This is a genomic window from Marinobacter sp. UBA2498 (assembly GCF_002341575.1).
Classification (GTDB): domain Bacteria; phylum Pseudomonadota; class Gammaproteobacteria; order Pseudomonadales; family Oleiphilaceae; genus Marinobacter; species Marinobacter manganoxydans.
On the sequence record NZ_DDOI01000044.1, the window covers coordinates 219 to 721 of the forward strand.

The window sequence follows — 503 nt, forward strand, 5'->3', positions numbered from 1 at the left end:
CGCCATGGTGTTCGTGTGGAGCTTCCTGACCAAAGGCGATGCCGCCTACACTCTGGTGCAGGTATCGCTTAACGACATCATCATGCTGTTTGCCTTCGCGCCTATTGTTGTTTTCCTGCTGGGCATTTCCGACATCCAGGTGCCCTGGGATACCGTGCTGCTGTCCGTCGTCCTGTACATCGTGATTCCGCTAACAGCCGGCTACCTGACCCGTCGCGCCCTGATTTCGCGCCACGGTCAGCAGTGGTACGACGATGTCTTTATGAAGCGGCTCAGCCCGGTCACCCCGGCAGCGCTGATTGTCACTCTGGTACTGCTGTTCGCCTTCCAGGGCGAGGTAATCCTGAACAACCCCCTGCACATCGTGCTGATTGCCGTGCCGCTGATTGTTCAGACCTTCCTGATTTTCTTCCTGGCCTACGGCTGGGCGAGGCTGTGGAAAGTACGCCACTGTATCGCAGCGCCTGGCGCCATGATCGGTGCCAGCAACTTCTTCGAACTGG

At 58.3% G+C, this 503-nt stretch carries 1 protein-coding gene; it reads left to right on the plus strand.

Going from position 1 to position 503, the window contains the following annotated elements; genetic code table 11:
* A partial coding sequence (locus B2W52_RS04955) for an arsenic resistance protein (protein ID WP_286801698.1) occupies positions 1 to 503 on the plus strand: 503 nt, incomplete at both ends.